This window comes from Paenibacillus tritici, from assembly GCF_018207515.1.
In the GTDB taxonomy this organism is placed as follows: domain Bacteria; phylum Bacillota; class Bacilli; order Paenibacillales; family Paenibacillaceae; genus Paenibacillus_AQ; species Paenibacillus_AQ tritici.
Genome location: NZ_CP073365.1, coordinates 1,005,459 through 1,022,236, shown reverse-complemented (window position 1 = coordinate 1,022,236; position 16,778 = coordinate 1,005,459). Strand labels below are relative to the sequence as shown.

Annotated in this window: 13 protein-coding genes; 7 read left to right on the top strand and 6 right to left on the bottom strand. The window is 53.3% G+C overall.

Translation table 11 applies throughout. The features are described from left to right. Window positions 1-36: 36 nt before the first annotated feature. From KDC22_RS04365 to KDC22_RS04350, 4 genes are all read right to left on the bottom strand, one after another. Window positions 37-1,023, bottom strand: a complete 987-nt coding sequence (locus tag KDC22_RS04365; RefSeq protein ID WP_211722180.1) for a Gfo/Idh/MocA family protein — start codon at window positions 1,021-1,023, stop codon at window positions 37-39. A gap of 299 nt (window positions 1,024-1,322) precedes the next feature. Further along, the gene (thrC, locus tag KDC22_RS04360) at window positions 1,323-2,711 is read right to left on the bottom strand and encodes a threonine synthase (protein WP_211722179.1); all 1,389 of its coding nucleotides are present in this window, start codon (window positions 2,709-2,711) and stop codon (window positions 1,323-1,325) included. A gap of 137 nt (window positions 2,712-2,848) precedes the next feature. Beyond that, window positions 2,849-3,343 carry a CYTH domain-containing protein gene (locus tag KDC22_RS04355; protein WP_173136814.1) on the bottom strand — a complete coding sequence of 165 codons (495 nt, stop codon included), beginning with the start codon at window positions 3,341-3,343 and terminating at the stop codon, window positions 2,849-2,851. 110 nt (window positions 3,344-3,453) lie between these two features. After that, on the bottom strand, window positions 3,454-3,798 hold the full coding sequence (locus KDC22_RS04350) for a winged helix-turn-helix transcriptional regulator (protein WP_211722178.1): 345 nt from the start codon (window positions 3,796-3,798) through the stop codon (window positions 3,454-3,456). A 171-nt stretch (window positions 3,799-3,969) separates the two neighbouring features. Here KDC22_RS04350 and KDC22_RS04345 point away from each other — a divergent pair, with 171 nt between their 5' ends. Next, window positions 3,970-4,887, top strand: a complete 918-nt coding sequence (locus tag KDC22_RS04345; protein ID WP_211722177.1) for a DsbA family protein — start codon at window positions 3,970-3,972, stop codon at window positions 4,885-4,887. 944 nt (window positions 4,888-5,831) lie between these two features. Here KDC22_RS04345 and KDC22_RS04335 read toward each other — a convergent pair. Further along, the gene (locus KDC22_RS04335) at window positions 5,832-8,501 is read right to left on the bottom strand and encodes a beta-mannosidase (RefSeq protein WP_246553290.1); all 2,670 of its coding nucleotides are present in this window, start codon (window positions 8,499-8,501) and stop codon (window positions 5,832-5,834) included. Window positions 8,502-8,726: 225 nt separating this feature from the next. On the opposite strand from KDC22_RS04335, the gene KDC22_RS04330 reads away from it, so the two are divergent. The 6 genes from KDC22_RS04330 to KDC22_RS04305 all read left to right on the top strand — a co-directional run bounded on the left by KDC22_RS04330 (window position 8,727) and on the right by KDC22_RS04305 (window position 16,157). Then, on the top strand, window positions 8,727-10,079 hold the full coding sequence (locus KDC22_RS04330; protein ID WP_211722176.1) for an ABC transporter substrate-binding protein: 1,353 nt from the start codon (window positions 8,727-8,729) through the stop codon (window positions 10,077-10,079). 198 nt (window positions 10,080-10,277) lie between these two features. Continuing rightward, window positions 10,278-11,171, top strand: coding sequence for a carbohydrate ABC transporter permease (locus KDC22_RS04325; RefSeq protein WP_173136819.1), 894 nt, complete (start codon window positions 10,278-10,280; stop codon window positions 11,169-11,171). 2 nt (window positions 11,172-11,173) lie between these two features. After that, complete coding sequence (locus KDC22_RS04320; RefSeq protein ID WP_173136820.1) at window positions 11,174-12,007, top strand: carbohydrate ABC transporter permease; 834 nt, start codon at window positions 11,174-11,176, stop codon at window positions 12,005-12,007. Window positions 12,008-12,033: 26 nt separating this feature from the next. Next, the gene (locus tag KDC22_RS04315) at window positions 12,034-13,845 is read left to right on the top strand and encodes a cache domain-containing sensor histidine kinase (protein ID WP_211722175.1); all 1,812 of its coding nucleotides are present in this window, start codon (window positions 12,034-12,036) and stop codon (window positions 13,843-13,845) included. Between the two features lie 51 nt (window positions 13,846-13,896). Then, on the top strand, window positions 13,897-15,393 hold the full coding sequence (locus KDC22_RS04310) for a response regulator (protein WP_246553288.1): 1,497 nt from the start codon (window positions 13,897-13,899) through the stop codon (window positions 15,391-15,393). Window positions 15,394-15,407: 14 nt separating this feature from the next. Continuing rightward, window positions 15,408-16,157: a spermidine synthase gene (locus KDC22_RS04305; protein ID WP_246553286.1), complete on the top strand. Its 750-nt coding sequence runs from the start codon at window positions 15,408-15,410 to the stop codon at window positions 16,155-16,157. A 259-nt stretch (window positions 16,158-16,416) separates the two neighbouring features. Here the strand turns inward: KDC22_RS04305 and KDC22_RS04300 are convergent, their stop codons facing one another. Further along, window positions 16,417-16,614 carry a DUF4177 domain-containing protein gene (locus KDC22_RS04300; RefSeq protein WP_173136825.1) on the bottom strand — a complete coding sequence of 66 codons (198 nt, stop codon included), beginning with the start codon at window positions 16,612-16,614 and terminating at the stop codon, window positions 16,417-16,419. Window positions 16,615-16,778 lie beyond the last annotated feature (164 nt).

Sequence of the window (16,778 nt, the reverse complement as noted above, 5' to 3'; positions counted from 1 at the left end):
TTTCAATGATAAATGCAGGCTATTCCACCTGTTCAGCTACAGATCCGAAGCATAGCGGAGGCCGATCTGAGCTCTTGCCTCTTCCATCAGCTCCGCAACCGCCAGGGAATTGGCATGGCTGTTGGTCACGCTCTCCCGGTGTCCGCTTTTCAGCAGATGAATGAACTCCTGAACCTCATAATACATCGGCTCGTACACCTGCGGCAGTGTAAGCTCTTCGACAGTCCCGTCACGGTAGTGGATCTTGACCTGATACGGCTGGTTGATCTTGTCGATCACCATCGTCCCGTTCTCTCCCTGAATCTCGGCCGGCAGATAGGAATCCGCAATCTTGGAATGCATAACTACAGCGTCCATATCCTTATAGCGCATAACCATACTGCCTTCACCATCTACTCCCGAGGAGAGCATCAGACCTACAGCCTTCATCGAATCCGGCTTGCCGAACAAGGCGACCATAGGGTACAAGCAATAGATGCCCAGGTCCATCAGCGAACCGTTGGAATATTCAGGATTGAAGGCATTCAGGATGGTCCCCTGACGATAAGCATCATATCTGGAGGAGTATTGACAATAACCGGCGAAATACCGCCGTACCTGGCCCAGCTTATATAGATTATCCCGGATAACGCCGAAATTCGGCATAAAGGTTGATTTCATCGCTTCCATCAGCAGAACATCATTGCTGCGCGCAGCCTCGATCATCGCCTTCAGCTCTCTGCTGTTGGAGGCCGCCGGCTTCTCGCAGATCACATGCTTGCCATGGTTCAGACAGATCAATGACTGCTCCGCATGCATGGAATTGGGGCTGGCAATATAGACCGCGTCCACCTCTGCACCCGATACCATCTGCTCCAGATCGGTATAGATCGAAGCCCCCGCATACTTAGCGGCAAAAGCCCGGCCCTTCTCCTCTGAGCGGGAGTACACAGCCGTGAGCAGAAACTCCTCATTCTCAAGTCCCGCTTGAATAAAACGGTCTGTAATCCAGTTAGTCCCTACAACCCCAAAACGAATAGTCATGAATGATCCCGTCCTTTTTTGTAAATATAAGATTTTATATGTTTCCCATGATCAACGTATACTAATACTGCGCTATAACAGCTATTTTCTCACTCCGTGGTAGGTATGTCCACTTTTCCGCCGTAATTTCCGACAAATTCCGCTAGATTTCGCTTGTGAAAAAAAGCACCTGCATAAATAGAGGCGCTTTGTCTTTCATGAGTCTTTTATCCTAAGCATAAACAAACAGCCCAGCTCTACTCGGAGCCGGGCTGTTTGTTACTATTCAGACGGCGAGTCACTCCAGACCCGCAGCTATTCTAACCGTAAAAAGCCTGAAGCTGGCATACAATCTCCGCCTTGTCATGATCGACCACGACCTGATGCTGCGGCTGCTCGAACAGGGCAGCAATCTGCGCCGGGAATTCCTGCTTGATGCCGGTCAGGGCAATCGCCTCGTCGAACTTGGCCGGATGTGCCGTAGCGAAGGCAATGCTCGTCTCCTCCGGGGTGCTGAACTTCTCATACGCTGCTACGCCGCAGGCGGTATGCGGGTCCAGCAGGTAGCCGTATTCCTGCTCGTATCTGCCGATGGTCTCCAGGCACTGTGCGTTCTTCACGCCCAGCGCGGAGAAATCTTCCTGCACGCGGGCGAACAGCTCGCCGTCCACAGTAATGGCGCCCTCGCTCTGCAAGGCTGCCATATACGCGGACAGCTTCTCCGCATCCCCGTCCAGCAGATAATACAGATAGCGTTCGAAATTGCTCGCTACCTGGATATCCATCGACGGGCTGTAGGTGCCTGTGAAGCTGCCCGGTTTGTATTCGCCGGTGACGACGAACCGTTCGAGAATGTTGTTCTCATTGGTGGCGATGATCAGCTTGTGGATCGGCAGTCCCATTCGCTGCGCCAGGAAGCCTGAGAAAATATTGCCGAAGTTGCCCGAAGGCACGCTGATATTCACTTTTTTGCGGTCACTGCCTTCAAGCTGGAGATACGCATAGAAATAATAGACCGACTGCGCCAGAATACGCACGAAGTTGATCGAGTTGATCGCCCGCAGGTGATACCGCCCTTTGAAGTCGAGGTCGGCGAACAGCTCCTTGATAATCTTCTGACAGTCGTCGAAATTGCCCTCCACGGACAGATTCAGCACGTTGCTGTCATCCACGGTGGTCATTTGCAGCTCCTGCACCTTGCTGACCTTACCGTGCGGATGAAGGATACAGATCTTGATGCCTTCCTTGCCGCGGACACCCTGGATGGCAGCCGCTCCGGTATCGCCGGAGGTTGCGCCGAGAATGTGGATAATCTCGCCCCGCACCTTGGCAATGTAGGAGTACAGCTCACCCATGAACTGCAGTGCCACATCCTTGAAGGCAAACGTCGGCCCGTGGAACAGCTCCAGTACATACAGGGAATCATTCACCCGGTGCAGCGGCGTAACCTCCGGAGCGCGGAAATTGCCGTAGCTGGTGTAGACCATTTTTTTCAAGTCATCATAGGGAATTTCATCATTGGTATAGTAGGAGAAAATCTCAAGGAATAGATCCTGAAAGCTCAGGCTTCTCCATTCCTCCAGCTTCTCAGGGGAAATCACCGGAATCCGAGCAGGAACCATCAACCCGCCGTCATCCGCCAGCCCCATCAGAACCGTATCAATAAAGCCTCTGGCTGCCACCTTGCCTCTTGTGCTTATATACTCCATGCCTGCCTCATCCTCCTGAACCCCTCTTTAATTTACTCTACATAGTACCACGTTTACGCGCTAAAGTCCGCTTATTCTATTCAAAATGATGGTTAGCTGTTGGTGCTTGTCTATCTTTTCATGGGACGCGCTTCATGTTATTTGTTCTGAAGCTCTTTCCAGACGGTCTTGTTGCTGTACTTCTTCTCCGTACTGACATCCTGGCCGAACCATTCCGGGGCGGTGAAGCTCTCCGCTTCCTCCAGCGAATCGAATTCAACCTCCAGCACCGTGAGCTCGAGCTGCGTGTACAGATCTATCTCCACAGTGGTGTTGTTCCATACGCCTGTAATCCGGGTTTTGACCAGCGGAACTGCCTTCATTGCCTCAATCATCTGGTTATAAATACCGGCAGAGATGGCATATTCGATCTCCTGGCGGCTGATGCCCTTGCCATCCTTGAATGTATGTGTGTAAGTAACCTCACCTGTATCCAGATCGGTTATCTTGCGCACCCGCAGCTCCTGTCCGTCTTCAATCGCGAGATAAGTCTGGTCAATGCTGTGACGGGTCTGCACCTTCAGCTGTCCTTCTTGAATCAGCCGCTCCGGGTATTCCGGCAGCAGGAATTTGCGTTCGATCTCCATAGCCATGCTGTTTCTCTCCTCTGTGTGCGAGCGCTAATGTTACATATTATTTATCATCATAGGGGCGGGTTCTGCGCAAGTCAACCGGAAAGGAAGGATTCACGGCAGAGAACTTCCTAACCGTTCCGTTCGCCTAGTACATGTATATTATTGGCTCCCCAGGCCACAATGTCTTCAATGAGCGGAACTAATTCCTTACCGGATGGAGTGAGAGAATACTCCACGCGCGGAGGCACCTCATTATACTGCTCACGATGGATAATACCGTTGTCTATGAGGTCTTTGAGGCAATTTGTTAATGTGGTCCCTGTGATGCCGGGCAGCCTTCTTTTTAATTCGTTATACCGGATCGGCTCGCCTTCGCTTAGAAAAGCCAGAATAGGCAGATTCCATTTCCCGCTGATGACATGAAAAGCAAAAGTGGCAGGACACAGCTCCGCCAGATTAAATTCATATTTCATCCAGACCCCTCCTTAGGTATATTTAGTATACTAGGTATTAAAAACAATAGTACTTGTTAATATTGTTACAGCTATTATAATCATACTCAAGTAGAAACGGCTACGATATCCTTTGGAAGGACGGCATACGTTTCAGCTACACTTTAAAAGAAAGCGAGGTAGCAGCAACTTATGAATACGAACCCTATGATCTGTGATCTTAAGACTGGTGTATGTGGTGTCGGCGAGGAGGACGAACATACCCAAATGATAGATTTCAACCCGCAGCAGCCTGCTATTACTCTTTATTATGCTACAGATCCGATTTGTTCACACTGCTGGGCGATTGAGCCTACCCTGAACCGGTTCATCCGGCAATATGGTCAATACTTCAAAGTACAGCTCCTTATGGGCGGATTATTGGCTGGCTGGAACGGCTTCGCGGACCGTGCGAACGGCATACAGCAGCCTGCTGATGTGGCAGGACATTGGAAGGAAGTCGGGGAACATTACCGGATGCCCATTGACGGTACCTTGTGGCTGAGCAATCCGGTCCAGTCCTCCTATCCTCCCTCCAGAGTGTTCAAAGTCATTCAGAGCAGCCATCCGGGGAACGAACATGCCTTCCTGCGGCGTGCAAGAGAAGCCGTCTTCGTGTTCAACCGGAATATTGGAGAAGAGCAGGTGCTCATTGATATTGTGAACGGGCTTGGATTACCCGGTGATGACATCGTTCAGGCCTCCGCGCTTGAGGCGGCGCAGGATCTGCTGGAGGAAGACTTCCAGAGAGTGGCCCAGCTCGGCGTACGCGGCTTCCCGACTCTCGTCATGGTCAATGAAGAGAACAAAGGCGTGAAGCTCGTGGGCTCCCGGACCCTGCAAAACTACGTGGATGCACTGCAGCAGTTAACCACAACACCCCTTATTCCAGCCGCAATCCCGGCGCTGCCGGAGTTAATGGCCGAGGGGCACCTTCTCTTCGCCCGGGAAATCGAGGTCATGTACGATATAGAGCAGCAGGAAGTCGAGGACTTCACCGCGGCAGCGCTTCCTGCGCAAACTTATCGCACTAAGCATATCTTGAACGAACTGTACATCGAACCTGCTTGAAGGAGTAGAGCCGTCGCACAAGCATGGAGCCGAACTCACAAGCATAGAGCCGGACTCACAAGCCCATTCGGCGGAACCGCCAGGAACAACCTGGGAACAGTCAGGGGACAGCCTGGGAACAGTCGTGTGTTCACATGCGAACCCTATTTCCAGAAAAAGCAGCGCTCCTCCAGTTATCTGGGGAGCGCTGCTTTGCGTTAAACGCAGAGTATATAACAGGCAGCTTCTAGCCGCTCCTCATCTGCCAGCGACACTGGCGTATCGCCCACTTCCGACAAAATCAGAGGGATTTTTCCCTCTCCTTCCGGCGTATTGCCCACTGCCGGCGGATTCAGAGGGATTTATCCCTCTCCTTCCGGCGTTTCGCCCACTTCCGGCAAATTCAGAGGGATTTTTCCCTCTCCTTCCGGCGTATCTCCCACTTCCAGCAGATTCAGAGGGATTTATCCCTCTCCTTCCGGCGTATCGTCCACTTCTAGCAAATTCAGAGGGATTTATCCCTCTCCTTCCCGCCTGACGCCCTCTTCCAGCAAATTCAGGTGCACTTCTGCTCCTCACTCCCGCCTGACGCCCTCTTTCAACAAATTCAGGTGCACTTCTGCTCCTCCTTCCCGCCTGACGCCCACTCCCAGCAAATTAAAGTGCACTTCTGCCCCTCCTTCCCACCTGACGCCCACTTCCAACAAATTAAAGTGCACTTCTGCCCCTCCTTCCCGCCTGACGCCCACTTCCAACAAATTAAGGTGCACTTCTGCTCCTCCTTCCCGCCTGACGCCCACTTCCGGCACCCCAATGTTTCCACGCAGCAAAAAGAACAGCAATAGAGGAAGCCCAAGTATCCCCGGCTCCCTCTATTGCTGTTCAGTTATCAGCGTTGAGCCGGTAGCAGGCACAGACTTGCGCACCTGCTATACCTGCTCCTAGCTTCCTGCATCACCCGAAGGCTAGATATAATCCGCCATCGAGCGGACCACAAGTCCGGCCGGTGCCGCGGGCGTGAAGTCCGCTCCGCCGGTGCCGCCGCCTCTCAGCAGGAATTCCACGGTCTTCGGCTCGCCCGGCAGCAGGTCGAAGAAGTTGTCGGAGAAGATTCCTTCTTCTTCTACGGTCAAATGCACGCCCCGCGCCAGCACATCGCTGCTCAGCGTGAAGCTCTTCCCGGCGCTGCCCGGCACCTCCGTCACCGTGATCACCGGCTTGCTCAGCGAAATATCCTTAGCTGCCGCGAAGTAATGCTCTTTGCGCTCCAGCATCTGCCTGCCCTCAAGCACTTCCCCTCGCTCCAGCATCTGCCTGCCCTCCAGCACCTGCCTGTCCTCCAGCACTTCCCCTCGCTCCAGCTCCTGCCTGTCCTCCAGCACTTCTCCTCGCTCCAGCACCTGCCCGCCCTCCAGCAGGGTAGCTACCAGCAGCACTTGAGCCGGGTCCCGGCCCTCCAGCAGTTCAGCAACCGGCAGCGTTAATACTACCGCTGCCGAATCCGCAGCCAATGTTACCGGCTGCGACCATTCCCGCAGCAGCGCACCGCTGAAGTCATGGAGCCGGACCACCAGCTCGCCGTCCAGCGCCTGACGCCGGTCGGAGACGGCGTGAACCTTGAGTGTCTCCGCGTCTGTGCCGTCAATGGACAGCAGCACTTCCTTGAAGCTCCGGCGCACCGTGTATTGCAGCGCCTTCCAGCGCCCGTAATAGTCCATGCCCGCCCAGGAAGCTACCGGCCAGCAGTCATTCATCTGCCAGTACAGCGTGCCCATGCAATAAGGCTTGTTCCGGCGGTGGCTCTCAATCGCCATACGGATGGCCTCTGCCTGAAGCACCTGGCTCATGTAGAGGAAGCCCCGGAAGTCCTTAGGCTGCGGCAGATACATATCCATGTATTCCTTGATTAGCTGATTGCCGCGTCCGTTCTTCTGATGCGCCAGCATGACCTTGGATTCCAGTGCCAGCTCCTCTTCTTCCGCATAACTCAGTACCGACTTCAGCTCCGGGAAGGACTGGAAGCCATATTCACTCATGAAGCGGCCCACCTTAAGGTTATAGTTCTCGAACGGCTCTATCCCGTGCCATACGCCCCAGTAGTGGATATCTCCTTCACCCATAATCCGCGTAGCGTGCTGATCCTGGCCACGGGTTAACTCGCGCAGCGGGGAGGACGGCCAGTAATCCATACCCGGATGATTCGCGGCAACGGCCTCGGGCAGAATCTTGTGGAAGATTTCTTCATACGCGGCCCACAAGGTCTGGCGGATATCAGCACTCAGCTTCTCTTTCCAGCCCCAGCCCATATGCTCCTCATACTGCGACCAAGCCGAGTCAATCTCATTGTTCCCGCACCATACAGCAATAGAAGGGTGATTGCGCAATCGGCGGACGTTATATACCGCTTCCTCGCGGATATTATTCAGGAACGGCTCATCCCCCGGATACATGCTGCACGCGAACATGAAGTCCTGCCAGACCAGCAGCCCGTACTCATCACACAGCCGGTAGAACACTTCCTCTTCATAGAATCCGCCGCCCCACACACGCAGCATATTCATATTGGATTCCACTGCCGTAGCAATCTCATGGCGGTAGCGTTCTTCCGTAACCTCAGTGATGAAGCTGTCATTTGGAATATGATTAGCCCCCTTGGCGAAGACCGGCACCCCGTTCAGCTCAAAATGGAACGAAGCCCCATGCTCATCCGGCTTCCGGACCAGCTTGATGTCCCGCAGCCCTGTCGTAACTTCCGACACGGCCACAGCTTCCTCCCCCTGCAGCAGCTCTGCACGGAATTGGTACAGTTCAGGTAGACCCAGCCCGTTACACCACCACAGGCGCGGACTGTCAACAACCAGCTCCAGCTCCAACTGCTGCTTGCCCGGAACAAGCGTAACCGCCTTCATCCATTCCTGCCCTTCGGCGCTCACGCGCAGCAGCCCGCTCCAGGCTTCCGGGGCATCTACTTCGACCAATGCCGTCAGCCGCGCTTCCTTCACGCTCACCGCATTCTGACGAATGTACAGATCCTGAATATCCGCAAGGTCCCGGCCTGTAAGCACCGCTTCACGCCAGATGCCGCTGGTCAGGAATCTCGGTCCCCAGTCCCAGCCGTAGTGATACGGCGCTTTGCGGGCGAACACACTGATCCGCTGCTCCTGAAGCCCGCCCAGCTCAGACTGGTCATTCGGTGCCGGCAGATCGTAACCCAGCTGTGCCAGCTTCGGCAGATCCTCGGTCACCACCGAGCGGAATACAATGCGGATCTCATTCTCTCCGGCCTGCAGCAGACCTTTCACATTCACAGTCCAGGAGCGGAACATATTGTCCGCCGACAGCGCATGAACGTGATTCACATATACATCGGCATACGTATCCAGCCCGGAGAATGCAAGCTCCGTGACCGCCAGCGTCTGCCATGCCTCTTCTAAGGTCAATACCGTTCTGTATTCCCAATTCTTCTTGTCGATCCATTGCAGGTCATGCTCATTGGTTCCATAGAAGGGTTGTTCAATTACTCCGTTCCGGAGCAGATCCGTATGTACCGTTCCCGGTACTATCGCTGGAAGCCACGCTTCATCCCCGCAGGCTCTAAATTCCCAGTTCGTCAGGCCGATTTGCAGTCGTTTCATAAGTCCTCCTAAAAGTTTGGATAGCATACTATAAGTTCTGACACTCCTACGCTGTAACTACCATCATTATATTTTGTTATTTTATTGTTAGCAGTACCTTTATTATAATCTGATAAACAGAACAAATAAAGACAATAAATAATAAATGAACGCATTTATCCTAGCGTGAAATCAAGCTATACTAATCATGTAAACGCTAACAATAAACGAAAAGGGGACTGAACAATGAGAAACAAGTTATTTTCGTTATCCTTTGTTATTATCATGATTTTCACTTTATCCCTGACCGGCTGCGGTGCTAACAACAATAACAGCACAGCAGCAACTACAGAGGAGCCTGCAGCAGCAACCAGCGCTCCCGGGAACACAGGCGGAGATCCGGCAGCGGCAACCACTGAACCGGCCGCACCAAGCGGCGGGGACATCAGCGGCACTATCATCTTCCTGACCAACAGAACCGACATGATCGGCAAAGAGTATGACGAATATGTGAAGCGCTTTAATGAGAAATTTCCGAACATCAAGGTAGAATTCGAGGCTTCCCAGACGGACTATAACCAGCAGGCCAAGGTCAGAATGGCCAGCGGCGAGCTGCCTGACGTGATGTTCGTGCCCAACATCCCCAACTCTGACCTGCCCAAATATTTTGCCCCGCTCGATGATCTGGGGCTGAACGACCAGCTGACATTCAAAGATTTCAAATCCCATGAGGGCCAGCTGTACGGCATTACTTCCGGTAACTCCACCTCGGGGATTGTCTATAACAAGAAGGCCTTCGCCGATGCCGGAATTACCGAAGTTCCGAAGACCTGGGATGAATTCCTCGCAGCCTGCGAGAAGCTCAAGGCCAAAGGTGTCGTTCCGCTCGCCTCCAACTTCAAGGACAAATGGCCGCTCAATGACTGGGTATATGCTGTTCCACGCGTGATTGCCGGCAACCCTGATTTCCCTAACGAGAAGCTGACCCAAGATGCTCCGTTTACTATGGACAATGGATACGGCAAATCGCTTGGCCTGCTCAGAGAGCTGAACGAGAAAGGCTACCTGGAACAAGACATCAACTCCACCAACTGGGAGCAATCCAAGAAAGATATCGCCTCGGGTAAGTTCGCCATGTACTTCCTGGGCAACTGGGTGATCAATCAGGTGATCGGTGCCGGAACCACTTCCGACAACGTAGGGTTCTTCCCTCTCCCTTATGACAATTCGGGTACATTGACCGCTCCGCTCAGCCCTGACTTCTTCTATGCCGTAGCGAAGAACAGCAAGAATACCGATGCGGCCAAGGCGTTCGTGAAATGGATGATTGAAGAATCAGGCTATGAGGATTTTGCCGGATTCATCTCACCGCTCAAGGGCAGAGAATCCAAGCTGACCCAGCTGAAGGAATTCCAGTCCACCGGCGTAGTTCTGCAAGAAGGTACAGTTGATGATGCCAAGGTGACTGAAATTACTAACAAGGCACAGCTCGACCTCCCGGCAATGGCTCAGGAATTCGTGCTGGCCAAAGATCCGCAGACGGTCTTCGACAAATGGAACAAGGCCTGGGCCAAAGCCAAAAAAGACCTCGGCTACTAGAACAGCCCCACAAAGTGTAGTTCTAGCATCGAAGATTACTCAGGTACTTTCCGGGGACCCCGAAATCTTATTTGCCCTGCTGCTACTTAAGCAGCCTGATGCACTAGACATCCGGCGCAAGGTGGATTATCGCTCTTCCCGGATAATCCATTTTGTCGTCAGCCTTACTTACAGCTCACAGGAAAGAAGGGTACGCCATTGTTCGGAACACTGTCCTATAACAAGCAGAAGACTATCATCATCGTTTCCTTTCTGCTGGTCCCGCTGATCCTTCTCGCCACCTTCACGTACTATCCGGCGCTGAAGCTGGTCTATTACAGCTTCACGAACTGGGATGGATATAGTCCCGAGAAGCCTTGGGTAGGTCTGGACAACTATCGTGAGGTATTCAGCAATCCCGATATTTTCAAAGTTTTCACCCATAACTTCGCCTACTTCGTCATGGGCATCCTTCAGAATATAGTAGCCATCTACTTCGCCGTTGTGCTGAACAGCAGGCTGCGGGGAAGGAACGCTTTTCGCATCATGCTCTTCCTGCCCTACATTATGAATGGTGTTGCCGTTGCCTTCATGTTCGGTTATGTCTTCGACACGACCAATGGCTCACTCAATCTGTTCCTGAACAGCATCGGCCTGACCGGCCTTGGACAGACCAGCTGGCTCGGCACCGAAGGACTTGTGAACTACTCGCTCGCCTCCACCGGCTTCTGGCGGTTCATGGGCTACAATATGGTGATTTACATTGCTTCCCTCCAGGCCATTCCGCGCGACATCTATGAAGCGGCCAAAATTGACGGCGCTGGCTCCATGCAGACCCTCTGGAGAATTACCCTGCCGAATATGAAGGCCGTCATTCAGCTTAACCTGTTCCTGACCGTTACCGGAGCGCTTGAAGTATTCGACCTGCCCTTCGTACTCACCAAAGGCGGCCCTGCGGGCGCCAGCCAGACTTATGTCCAGCGCGTGGTGGACACAGCATTCGCTTTCAATAACTACGGCCTGGCCTCGGCGATGAGCATTATCCTGCTCTTTTTTGTGGTCATCGTACTTCTGGTACAACAACTGGTTCTTAGCCGGGGAGGAGAGAAATAGCCATGGAACATTCCAAATTGCGCTTCAAAGACCTGTTCAAATATTTCACGCTGCTGATCGGCGTCTTCGTAGTGCTGTTCCCGCCGTATGTCGTAATCGTCAATGCGTTCAAATCCACGGATGAGTTCAACAGCAGCAGCTCTATGGCTCTGCCGCACAGCTTCCTGAACTTCGACAATTTCATTGCGGTCTTTCAGCGCGGCGGGCTGCTCAGCGGCTTCGGCAATGTCCTGATCATCATTATAATTACATTGACCCTGAACATTCTGTTTGGCACAATGGTGGCATATGTACTGGGCCGCTTTTCTTTTAAGCTGAAGCCGGTTGTGTTCGGTGCGTACCTGATCGCCACCATCATTCCGAGCATCACCACCCAGGTCGCCACCTTCGGCATCATCAAAAATATGGGGCTCTACAACACGCTCGGCGCTCCCATTGTGCTCTACATCGGGGCCGATGTGATCCAGATCATTCTCTATCTGCAGTTCATCCGCAATATCCCGTTTGATCTCGACGAGAATGCCATGGTTGAAGGGGCTTCCCTGTTCAAAATCTACCGTTCGATCATCTTCCCGCTGCTGACACCGGCGACAGCTACGCTCGTCATCCTGAAGACGATCAGCATATACAATGACATGTACATCCCCTATCTCTATATGCCCAAGCAGAGCCTGGGTGTGGTGACGACGATCCTCATGCGCTTTCAGGGGGTCAACTCCGGTGAGTGGAATCTGATCTGTGCGGCGATCCTGCTGATCCTGCTGCCCACAGTCATCCTCTACTTTTTCCTGCAGCGTTATATCTTCGAAGGCGTAACGAACGGCGCGGTGAAGTAGGGGATTGAACAGAAAGGAACAACACAGTGGTATCCTATATCCGGAGATTTCCGCGGACGCTTTGGCTGTTCCTGGCCAATCTGCCTATGGAGCGCAAGCTGATTGTCGTGTTTATTTTTCTGATCTCTATGCCGATCACCTATGTCAGCTATCTCTCCTCCCGTTCCACCTTCAACTCCGTGCTGGTTAATGCAACGGACAGTGCCGGACAGATGGCAGACAGCGCCTCCGGGACCATTGACCGTTATGTCGAGGACCTGAAGAGGTATACGGCGCTCCCGCTCTACAACACCGATGTCCAGTATTATCTGGAGCAGCAGGGGACCGATTGGGACAAAAACACAGGCATGTCGATGTTCCTAAGCTATTTGAATCATACAAAAGCAGAGATTGTTGCTGTGTACCTGGTGGATAAATACGGCTCTGTCTATTATGACAAAAGCTCGGGAATCAGCGAGCTGTTCCCGGAGGAGCGGCTGGCGCAGTGGCAGAGCCTCACCGAGTCCGGCGTAGCCCCCGTAGTTCAGGGCAGGCATACGATCCGTGTGAACGCCGGGGACCGCCGGGAGGTCTTCAGCATTCTGCGTACCGTCAGTTCGGTCAGCTCGCTCCAGAAGATTGGCATTATTGTGTTCGATATCCATATCAGCCTGTTCAAGGGCATCGTTGACCCGGTCAATGCCGTAACCCAGGGCGATACGCTGATTGTCGATGATAAGGGCGAACTCCTATACGCCAGCCCGGATGATCGGAGCGGCGGCTCCGGCCTGCTGGAGAAGCATACGGATAAGTTCCTACAGCATGTAAGCGGGCCCGGGGGGCATTTCCAGATTACGCTGGACGGCAAGAAATTTCTTGCTGTCTACACCGTATCGGCCAAGACAGGCTGGACCACACTGGTCTCCATTCCGCTGGAGCGTATCCTGTCACCGGTGGAGACCACCCGCAATGCGCAGCTTCTCACCACTCTGGCGATTATCGCCTTTGCCCTGATCGTCGCCACCTTCATCTCCCATGCCCTGACGAAGCCGCTGAAATCCATGGTCCGCCTGATGAAGCAGGTACAGCACGGCAATCTGGAGGTATGGCTGCATCCCAGGTACAATGATGAGATCGGCATCCTGGGCAGCCACTTCAACCGGATGATCATCCGCATCAAAGATCTGCTCCAGGAAGTGAAGTTGACAGAGAAACGTAAGCAACGGGCTGATATGCGGGCTTTGCAGAACCAGATCAATCCGCATTTCATCTATAATACCCTTGAATCCATCCGTATGCTGGCCGAAGGCAGCGATGATCCGCGGGTGGCGAAGCTGACCTATCTGCTCGGGATGCAGATGCGTTACGGGATTGTCCGCAGCGAAGAGACCGTGACCATCCGGCAGGAGCTCGATCATACGCGCAATTATCTGGATATGCTGCAGATCCGGTTTCCCGATAAGTTCAGCATGAAGATAGACGTCCCGGCTGCCCTGCTGGACCTGCCGGTGATTAAGCTGGTCTTCCAGCCGATCGTTGAGAATGCCGTCTTTCACGGCCTGGAGCCCAAGGAAGGCCCGGGCACCATCCACATTACCGGCTGGTTAGAGGGCGGAAGTGCCGTATTCTGCGTTGAAGATGACGGAGTCGGCATGGATGAAGCTACGCTGCGCACACTGAACCATACCCTGACAGGCGGGGCGGACAGCGAGAAATTCGGCATCGGCCTGAGGAATGTGAATGAACGGCTCCGGCTGGACTACGGCAGCCCGTATGGGCTGCGGGTCGAGAGCGAATCCGGCACAGGCACCCGTGTCATGCTAAGAATCGAGAATCTCTCCCGCCCTATGGAGAATTGAACGGAAACATGGCAACCTGCACATTATGTCTTTTGAAAGGGGATATCCGGCTTGCTGCGTATTGTAATCGTAGATGATGAAGTCCTGATCCGCGAGGGTCTGGCCCGGATGATCAGCAAGGAGAGCAGCGAATTCGCCGTCATCCGCACCTATCCTGACGGCAAACAGCTGCTGGACGAGCTTCCTTCTCTCCAGTTCGATGTCCTGATTACAGATATCCGCATGCCGCAGATTGGCGGGCTGGAGCTGATCCGGCTGCTCAAATCCAGTCACCCCCATATCCATTCCCTGCTGATGAGCGGATTCGTTGAATTCGATTATGCCCGGGAAGCCATCCGCAGCTCGGCAGTGGATTATCTGCTGAAGCCGATTAACAAAGAGCAGCTCTTCGAAATACTCCATAATCTGGATAAGGAACGTACGCTGCTGCGCGAGAAGGAGGCGCGGCACCGTACCGGGATACTGCTCTCCATTCTGCGTATCGAAGAGCCTTCAGCATTGCTGCTCTCCAGCCTTAGCTTGCCGGGGGCTTATTTCTCCGTATTTGTGCTAAAGGGGGATTCGCCCGCAGCCGTCTGTGCCTGTGCTGATTTGCTGCGGCAAGAATGTGGAGAGTGCTTCGATGTGCTGGAGCTGCGCCAGGGACTAGAAGCCTGGGTCTGGTACTCTGCGCAGCCGCTGACACCGGATCAACTGCTGGAGATCCGGGAGTCTATGCAGGCTGCGGGGGCAGGCCACAGGCTCCATGCCGGCATAAGCCGGTCCTATGCCGATGCAGCCAAGCTTGGAGCTGCCTATCTGGAGGCCAGGCAGGGCTGTGACCAGGGGATTTATCAATCCCGGCCGCTGCATTATGTTACTATTGAAGAGCTGATCCTGCCGGATCAGGCAGGGTCTGAGCTTTTGGCGGCTTACCGTGAACCTCTGGTCCATGATTTGCAGATTCTGAATGTCGAAGGTGTTCTGTCATGGATTCATAAGCTGTTCTCGGAGCTCGCGCTCAGGACCGTGTGTCCAGAAGAGATTCTCCGGATTTGCCGGGAGATCGGGGAGCTTGCCCGTCATGAAGTGCCGGAATTCAGCGGGGCCTACCGGAAGGGGATTAGCGCGTCACTGGAGGAGCAGCTGGAGAAGTGTATGGCTTTTGCAGAGATGGAAGAACAGTTCGTTTCCTCCTTCGCCTCAGCCCTGAACAGCATCCGTACCCACCGGCTGGAGATGTCCGGCACGGCTGTAGAGACAATCAAGCGCTGGATCTCGGCCAACTACAATCAGCACGCAGATCTGAATACCCTTGCGGGGATGGTGTATCTTACGCCAAGCTATTTAAGCAAGCTGTTCAAGCAGGAGACCGGTCTCACGCTGACGGACTATATGATCGAGATCCGTATCCGTAAGGCCAAGCTGCTGCTGAAGAACGCCCCGGATCTCAAAATCCATGAAATCGGCTCCGAAGTCGGCTATCCCGACCCGGCCTATTTCAATAAATTGTTCAAGAAGGTTGTCGGTGTTACACCGAACGAATATAAACGAATCTCATCTGTGTAAGGAGTCTGATCCGCTTGCATCCATTGTCGAGTTCTACTACTGATACTAATGACTCTCAGGACATTGAGGTCTACGATACGACTGGCCTGTATGGCGAGACTGGACGGTTCCGGGTGCTGCAATTCTCGGGTGAAGCGGTTCAAGGCGCACTGGATCTGGATCACCCGCGCCGGGTGGTCTTCGAGTATCCCCGGGCGATGATCCATCTGATGGAGGCGGGTAATCCTTACTTCGAGGATGTGTTTCTGATCGGGCATGGGATTGGTACGATTGCCGGGTATTGTGCGGAGAAGCGCTTCAAGGTGGCTGAGATTAATCCGAAGGTTGTGGACTACAGCAGAACCCATTTCGGTTACGATCAGGACAATGTTCTGATCGGTGACGGCCGGAGCCTGCTGGAGGAGGAAGAGGGCCATCGTTACGATTACATCCTGCTGGATGCCTTCACCGCAGCCGGAACACCGCCGCAGTTCACCTCGCTGGAGTTCTTCCGGCTTACCCGGGATAAACTGCATGGACATGGGGCGATGATCATGAACCTGATGGGCCGCAGCGGCAATGACCGGCTAATCAGCGCCATCCACACCACGCTCAGCGAAGTATATCCCTACACCCGATCCTTCGCCCTCCCGGCAGAAGGCAACGCCGACCTCCGCAATATTATTATGGTTGGCAGCGCCCGTCCGGTCCCCTGCCATTCCCGCCACATGGCCGGCTTCAGCGAGATCACCCCGGGGATCGGGCATGTGATCCGGGACCGTTAGCAGGGGGGCATATGCCCGAAACCGTGCTGCCCAAGCTCTAACTGTATTTTGTACAACTATAACGAGCGATTTCCCCGCTCCCAGGACTTTAATTGCACTTTCTACAGTTAAAAATCCACATATTCCACAAAAGAGGACTTCCCCCTATTTTTAATTGTATGGAATACAGTTAACCCGACAAAAGCCGGTCTTCCGCCACTTTTAACTGTATGAAATACAATTAAAAGGTAGGCACTCCACGCTGGTTACTCCAATAGACCTACTCCGCTAATTTCTCAAAAATCAGCTCATAATATTCCGGAAACCCCACAGCCTGTGCGCTGGGCATGATAACAAACTGAACGAACCGCCATCCCTCCGCTGCATGAGTATGTATAATCTCCTGATAGTTCTCAGTTGGCCCTTGAAGAAATCCAGTATTCTTCTTTTCAATCCGCACAAATTTGTATTCGAATATAAATCTTCCTCCTTTTTACATTTACTATTCTACGTTTACACCTGCATTTCCTTTACGGAAAGTCTGCTTCTGATACTCTTGCAGAACCATTCGCGTACTCTCCCCGTTAATCGTGCGCCGGATGATACATGATCATCTGCATACCAAAATCACCGGCGCCCTAA

Bases quoted from the DNA above. Each gene is read 5' to 3' on its own strand.
- KDC22_RS04365 (WP_211722180.1), bottom strand. From the start codon at position 1,023: ATGACTATTCGTTTTGGGGTTGTAGGGACTAACTGGATTACAGACCGT.
- thrC (WP_211722179.1), bottom strand. From the start codon at position 2,711: ATGGAGTATATAAGCACAAGAGGCAAGGTGGCAGCCAGAGGCTTTATT.
- KDC22_RS04355 (WP_173136814.1), bottom strand. From the start codon at position 3,343: ATGGCTATGGAGATCGAACGCAAATTCCTGCTGCCGGAATACCCGGAG.
- KDC22_RS04350 (WP_211722178.1), bottom strand. From the start codon at position 3,798: ATGAAATATGAATTTAATCTGGCGGAGCTGTGTCCTGCCACTTTTGCT.
- KDC22_RS04345 (WP_211722177.1), top strand. From the start codon at position 3,970: ATGAATACGAACCCTATGATCTGTGATCTTAAGACTGGTGTATGTGGT.
- KDC22_RS04335 (WP_246553290.1), bottom strand. From the start codon at position 8,501: ATGAAACGACTGCAAATCGGCCTGACGAACTGGGAATTTAGAGCCTGC.
- KDC22_RS04330 (WP_211722176.1), top strand. From the start codon at position 8,727: ATGAGAAACAAGTTATTTTCGTTATCCTTTGTTATTATCATGATTTTC.
- KDC22_RS04320 (WP_173136820.1), top strand. From the start codon at position 11,174: ATGGAACATTCCAAATTGCGCTTCAAAGACCTGTTCAAATATTTCACG.